The organism is Microbacterium sp. zg.Y909 (assembly GCF_024626565.1).
Genome location: NZ_JANJFJ010000272.1, coordinates 1 through 5947, shown reverse-complemented (window position 1 = coordinate 5947; position 5947 = coordinate 1). Strand labels below are relative to the sequence as shown.

Sequence of the window (5947 nt, the reverse complement as noted above, 5' to 3'; positions counted from 1 at the left end):
CCACCCTCCAACGTCCGGGAGGGCGCTGTCGCTAGGGTGGAACGGTGACGGACCAGCCCGACCTCTCCACGACCGCCGGCAAGATCGCCGACCTGCGCGACCGATACCAGGAAGCGGTCCTCGATGCCGAGGCCGCCGCGCGCGACAAGCAGCACGCGAAGGGCAAGCTCACCGCCCGTGAGCGCATCGAGCTGCTGGTGGACCCCGGCTCCTTCGTCGAGTTCGACGAGTACGTCCGCCACCGCACCACGGCGTTCGGGATGGACCGCTCCCGCCCCTACGGCGACTCGGTCGTCACCGGCACGGGCACCATCCACGGCCGCACCGTCGCCGTGTACGCCCAGGACTTCTCGACGTTCGGCGGCTCCCTCGGCGAAGTCGCCGGCGACAAGATCATCAAGGTGATGCAGTTCGCCCTGCGCGGCGGCATGCCCATCATCGGCATGCTCGACTCCGGCGGCGCCCGCATCCAGGAGGGCGTGGTGGCCCTCGGCAAGTACGGCGAGATCTTCCGCCTCAACACCGCCGCCTCCGGCGTGATCCCGCAGATCTCGATCATCATGGGTCCCGCCGCCGGCGGCGGTGTACTCCCCCGCGCTCACGGACTTCGTGATCATGGTCGACAAGACCAGCCAGATGTTCGTCACCGGCCCCGACGTCATCAAGACCGTCACCGGCGAGGACGTCGGCATGGAGGAGCTGGGCGGAGCACACACCCACAACACCCGCTCGGGCGTTGCCCACTACCTGGCCGAGGACGAGGACGACGCCCTCGACTACGCGCGCACCCTCATCGGCTTCCTCCCCGACAACAACATGGCCGAGCTCCCCGCGTACGAGCACGGGTTCGAGTGGGAGACGACGGATGCCGACCGGTCCCTGAACGCGATCATCCCGGATTCCGCCAACCAGCCGTACGACATCCACCAGGTCATCGGTCACCTCGTCGACGGCGGTGACTTCCTCGAGGTGCAGCCGCTGTTCGCCCCGAACATCGTCATCGGCTTCGGTCGGATGGAGGGCCGCACGGTGGGCATCATCGCCAACCAGCCGTCACAGATGGCCGGGACGCTCAACATCGAGGCAGGTGAGAAGGCGAGTCGGTTCGTGCGGTTCTGCGATGCGTTCTCGGTGCCGATCGTGACGCTCGTGGACGTGCCCGGCTACCTTCCCGGCACCGACCAGGAGTGGACGGGCGTCATCCGCCGCGGGGCGAAGCTGCTGTACGCCTATGCAGAGGCCACGGTGCCTCTCGTGACCGTGATCCTGCGCAAGGCCTACGGCGGCGCGTACATCGTGATGGGCTCCAAGCAGCTGGGCGCAGACATCAACCTCGCCTGGCCGACGGCCGAGATCGCGGTGATGGGCGGCCAGGGCGCGGTGAACATCCTGTACCGAGGCGAGATCAAGCGGGCCGAGGAGGCCGGCGAGGACGTCGCCGCGGTGCGTGCGCGCCTCGCATCGGAGTACACCTACAACGTCGCCTCCCCGTTCCTCGCCGCCGAGCGCGGCGAGCTTGACGGCGTCATCGAGCCGGCTCAGACCCGCGTCTCGGTGGCCAAGGCGCTGCGGTCGCTGCGCGGCAAGCGCGCGAGCCTGCCGCCGAAGAAGCACGGGAACATCCCGCTGTGAGCACGCCCGACCCCGACGAGGCCCGCATCCGCGTCGACGTGCGCCGCGGCAGTCCCAGCGAGGAGGATCTCGCCGCGGTGGTCGCCGTGGTCACCGAGGCCTACGCCCGCGAGGCGGCCGACGCCGTCATCGACGACCCGCCGGTGCGACCCGGGTGGGAACGCGCCGCACGCGGACTGCGCCGACCGCTGGATCGGCAGTCCGGGTGGCGCAGCGCCCTGCGATGAGTGCGCACGTGTCCCCCAAAGTACCTACAGACAGGTTCGGTCGCCGCGACGGATACTGATCCTGCTGAACGCAATTCTGCGTCCGCCGGATCGCTTCGTTTCATCGAACGCGTGGCCCGGCCCCGCGGAGAGGTTTTCGGGTAACCGCTCCGCACACGGCGAGGGGCGGGCGGCTTCGCCGCCCCTCGCCGCTCTACCTTCCCGCCCCCGCGGACCGCTTCTCGGCGTCCGGGGCCGGCACGGGCAGGGCGATTTCGCGCCAGAGGTCCACGGTATCCTCGCCGTCCTCGCGCGAGCGGCCGACGACGGTGACGGCGACCGTCTCATGCGGAGCCGTCCGGATGTAGATGCGCTCGGACTGCGCGTCGCGCAGCACGTCGGCCAGTTCCGCGCGCACCGCTCGCAGTCCCCGCTCGCCGAGACCGTCCAGCCCCCCTTCGTCGAGCACCGTGACGTTCGCACCGCGCTGCCGCGCGGCTTCCAGCACGCCCCGCACGTCGTCATCGAGCAGCCGGCGACCGCGCAGCTCGTCACGGACCCGGCCTTCGGCCAACCGGGCCAGCTCACGCTCGTGGGTGTCGAGGTCGCCGCCCGCGGCGATGGTGCGGGCGAGCACGGGCCCGGCGACGGCGAGCGCCCGCTGCACCTGCACGCGGCGCTCGCGCTGACGACCAGCCTGCGACGCCAGCCACTCCGACGCCGCACGCTGCAGGCGGGTCAGCTGGGTGCTCTCGCGCGAGGCCCGGTCGGTCGACCACATCAGCAGCTGCGCCATCGCCGTCCACACGATCGAGCCGACGAGCCCGACCGAGAGCACAGGCAGCAGCCCGATCCAGACGGCGCCCTGAAGCGTCAGCAGCGCGATGCCGGTGGCGGCCACGACGGGACGCCGCCGCACCACGACGATCACCATGAGCGCGCCGATCGCGCCGATGGTCCAGGTGGCGTAGGGCTGGGTGCGCCCGGCCTCATCGACGCTGGCCCACACGACGCTCGGAACGATTGCGGCGGTCAGGAGCGCAAGACCGGCCACCCACGCGGGGAGGAGCGTCGGCCCACCCACCCCGGTGGTCATGCCCGTGTCATCGACGAGGCCGCGTTGCAGCGCCTCTCCGCTGCGCTGACCCCAGAAGATGCTCAGCCACGACGTCGCCAGGTACAGCGCGACGGCGCCGGCGGTGGCGGCCCAGTGGTCGGCGAAGCCCCCCTCCCACCACTGCCAGCCGATGCCGAGGTAGGCGGTGAACGCCACGCCCAGCGCCGACAGCACGATCCGGGGTCGCAATCTCATGACGCCGGCTCCCATTCCAGGACGACGCTGGTCCCCTCGCCGGTGGGTGACACGCGTGCGCGTCCCCCCACCGCGGCGACCCGGGCGTAGATCGACGCCCGGATGCCGAGCCTATCGTCGGGGACTGCCCCCAGGTCGAACCCCGTACCGGCGTCGCGGACGGTGATGCGGATGCCGCCGCTCTCGGCGCCGTCGTCGACCGTCACCGCGAGGCCGGCCGAGGCGGCGTGCTCGACGGCGTTCGCGACGGCCTGCGTGGCGGCGAGCACGAGCGCCCGTCCGACGCGACCGGGCACGGTGACAGCGTCGTCGGCGAGGGAGCGCTGCACCAGCAGATCCACACCGACCTCCTGCGCCGCGCGCTGCAGTCGCTCGATCAGCTCATTGACCGAGACCGGCGCGTCAGGTCCCTCGCCGGCATCCTGCTCGGTGTTCGCCAGGCGGGTGAGCGCCTCGCGCGCCATGGCCACCGCCAGCGCCTGCTCACGCGGCGTCTCCGCCCGCTCCGCGGCGATGAGGGCGGCCAGCACGCTGTCGTGCATGAGCGCGGCGACGGCGATGCGCTCATGTTCCGCAGCGTCGGCGGCGGCGGCGGCGGCGTACGAGGCAACCGCCTCTGCCCGCGCCTCGTCGACGTCGGTGGCGACGGCACGGTAGACGCGGTCAAGCGTCAGCAGCACCGAGCCGAGGATGATGGCGTAGATGACGTCGAGTCCCACGGGGGCAGCGGCATCCGGCGCGAAGTCGAACTGCGCCCATCGCACGATGCCGTACTCGACCGGCACCATCACCGTCCACACCAGCTGCAGCGGCAGCGGGAAGGACAGCACGGCCGCGACCGTCGCCACATTGAGCAGCAGCCAGATCCACGGTCCGTCCGAGGGCGAAGTCGGCGTGCCCGCCACCGCGAGCGGCCACGCGAGCAGGGCCAGCGGGTAGGCGACGGCGAAGACGCCCGCGGTCAGGCGCACCTGGCGCCCCACGAGGCAGCCGATGATCATCGCCGCCAGGGGGACGAACACCAAGACCATGAGCGCAGTGCGCCACTCGGGCTGTTCGGCCGTGGAACCGAGTGCGGTCAGGAGTGAATGAACGCCCAGGGCGATGCTGCCTGCGCCGACCGCGAGCGCGGTGAAGCGCTCGACGCGCGCCCGGGTGAACGTCGCCATCCCCGCGATCGTGTCGGCCGTGTGCGGAAAGGTGCCGTGTGCGTCGGCCAGCACGCGGCGACCGGCTTCAGACTGCACCGGGGGACTCTGTGGGTCGGGTCAGGAGTCCGTCTTCCATCGCGCGGCGGGCCAGGTCCACCTTGGTGGGCGCAGGGCGACCCACCTCGACGTACTTGTACCTCACTCGCGTGATGTTCTCCTTGGCCGTCGAGTACGCCACCCCCAGGCGGTCCGCGACGACCTTCAGCGGAAGACCCGCAGCGTAGAGCCTCAGCACGTCCCGCTCGCGGGCGGACAGCTGGGCGTCGGCGAAGGCCCGGTCGCCCTCAACGGCGCTGGCCCACTCCACGTTGTCCAGGTGCTGTCCGTCGGCCACGGTGCCGATCGCCTCGACGACCTCGTCGATGCGGCTGGCCTTGCTGATGACCCCCGCAGCTCCCGCGGCGAGCGCCTCCCGCACGGTGGCCGCACGGTCCGCGACGCTGTGGATGATGACGCTCGAGCCGTCGCGCACCAGGCGCGTGACGTTCTCGGTGACCGTGGTGCCGTCGCCCAGCGTCAGGTCGAGCACGACCACATCCGCCGGCGACTGGCGGCTGTACAGCCGCCAGTCGAGGTACTCCGTGACGGTGCTCCCCGAGAAGACGACGTCCTGCGCGCCGGAGCGCAGGCACGCCGCTTCGAGCCCGAGGCGCACCGACTCGTGGTCGTCGATGAGGGCCACCCGGATCATGGTCGCCATGCTACCGCCGCGGCTCTTCGCGGATGAGCGTCGCCACGGCCTCGACGTGATGCGAGTGCGGAAAGAGGTCGAGGCCGTCGATGCGGGATGCCGCATACCCGGCATCCCGGAAGGTTGCGACATCGCGCGCCAGCGCGACGGGATCGCACGCCACGTAGACGATGGTCTGCGGGGCGAGGGCTGCCAGCGCCTGCACCACCTCGCGCCCGGCGCCGGAGCGCGGCGGGTCGAGGACGACGACACCGCGGGCCAGCCGATCCCGCTCACGCGGCGAAGCCTCGGCGCCCCACCGCGCGACCCATCGGTCGACCCGGCCGGTCTCGGCGCGGGCGCCGACCCATTCGGAGAGGTTCTCGCCGGCGTGCTCGGTCGCGCGGGAGTCGGACTCGACGCTGATGACGCGCGTACGGGGTCCGCCGATGTCCCCGAGCGCCGCGGCGAACAGGCCCACGCCGCCGTAGAGGTCCAGGTGCAGCGCCTCGGGGTCGAGCCCTTCGGGGTGCGCCTCATTCAGATGCTCGGAGACGACCTGCGTCAGCGCGCGGGCGGCGAAGCGGTGCACCTGCCAGAACCCGCCGGCGTCGACGCGGAACTGGCGCCCCGCGACCTCTTCCACGATCACTTCGCGCAGCGGATTGGCCCCCGTCGCCCTGTTCCCCGTCGGCGTCGCGCCGCGGGGCCGGCGCCCACCGGCACGGTGGTGGTGCTCGGGGCGGGGCAGCACCCGCACACGCCCGTCTGCGGGCAGCACGAGGTCGATCCGCCCCGGCGCCACGCCCTTCAGCTCCAGGGCCACACGCGCGAGGTCGGGGGCGGCGAGCGGGTGGTCTTCGACCGTCACCACGCGGTGGCTGCGCGCCGCGTAGGGTCCGACGCGGCCATCGGC

5 protein-coding genes and 1 pseudogene are annotated in these 5947 nt (G+C 72.0%); 2 read left to right on the top strand and 4 right to left on the bottom strand.

The features are described from left to right. Nucleotides 1-44 precede the first annotated feature (44 nt). Both NQ160_RS16855 and NQ160_RS16850 read left to right on the top strand, forming a co-directional pair. Nucleotides 45-1632, top strand: a pseudogene (locus tag NQ160_RS16855) (acyl-CoA carboxylase subunit beta). Further along, complete coding sequence (locus NQ160_RS16850; protein WP_257516316.1) at nucleotides 1629-1859, top strand: acyl-CoA carboxylase epsilon subunit; 231 nt, start codon at nucleotides 1629-1631, stop codon at nucleotides 1857-1859. Before NQ160_RS16855 ends, NQ160_RS16850 begins: the two are co-directional and overlap by 4 nt. Before the next feature lie 193 nt (nucleotides 1860-2052). Here NQ160_RS16850 and NQ160_RS16845 read toward each other — a convergent pair whose 3' ends face one another. The 4 genes from NQ160_RS16845 to NQ160_RS16830 form a co-directional block, all read right to left on the bottom strand. Beyond that, entirely contained in the window at nucleotides 2053-3150 is a 1098-nt protein-coding gene (locus NQ160_RS16845; RefSeq protein WP_257516315.1) for a hypothetical protein, read from the bottom strand. Beyond that, the gene (locus NQ160_RS16840) at nucleotides 3147-4397 is read right to left on the bottom strand and encodes a sensor histidine kinase (protein ID WP_257516314.1); all 1251 of its coding nucleotides are present in this window, start codon (nucleotides 4395-4397) and stop codon (nucleotides 3147-3149) included. Before NQ160_RS16840 ends, NQ160_RS16845 begins: the two co-directional genes overlap by 4 nt. Beyond that, complete coding sequence (locus NQ160_RS16835; RefSeq protein WP_257516313.1) at nucleotides 4387-5052, bottom strand: response regulator transcription factor; 666 nt, start codon at nucleotides 5050-5052, stop codon at nucleotides 4387-4389. Before NQ160_RS16835 ends, NQ160_RS16840 begins: the two co-directional genes overlap by 11 nt. A gap of 10 nt (nucleotides 5053-5062) precedes the next feature. After that, a partial coding sequence (locus NQ160_RS16830) for a class I SAM-dependent RNA methyltransferase (protein ID WP_374113670.1) occupies nucleotides 5063-5947 on the bottom strand: 885 nt, incomplete at its 5' end.

Coding starts and splice junctions, on each gene's coding strand:
- NQ160_RS16845 (WP_257516315.1), bottom strand. CDS start 3,150: ATGAGATTGCGACCCCGGATCGTGCTGTCGGCGCTGGGCGTGGCGTTC.
- NQ160_RS16835 (WP_257516313.1), bottom strand. CDS start 5,052: ATGATCCGGGTGGCCCTCATCGACGACCACGAGTCGGTGCGCCTCGGG.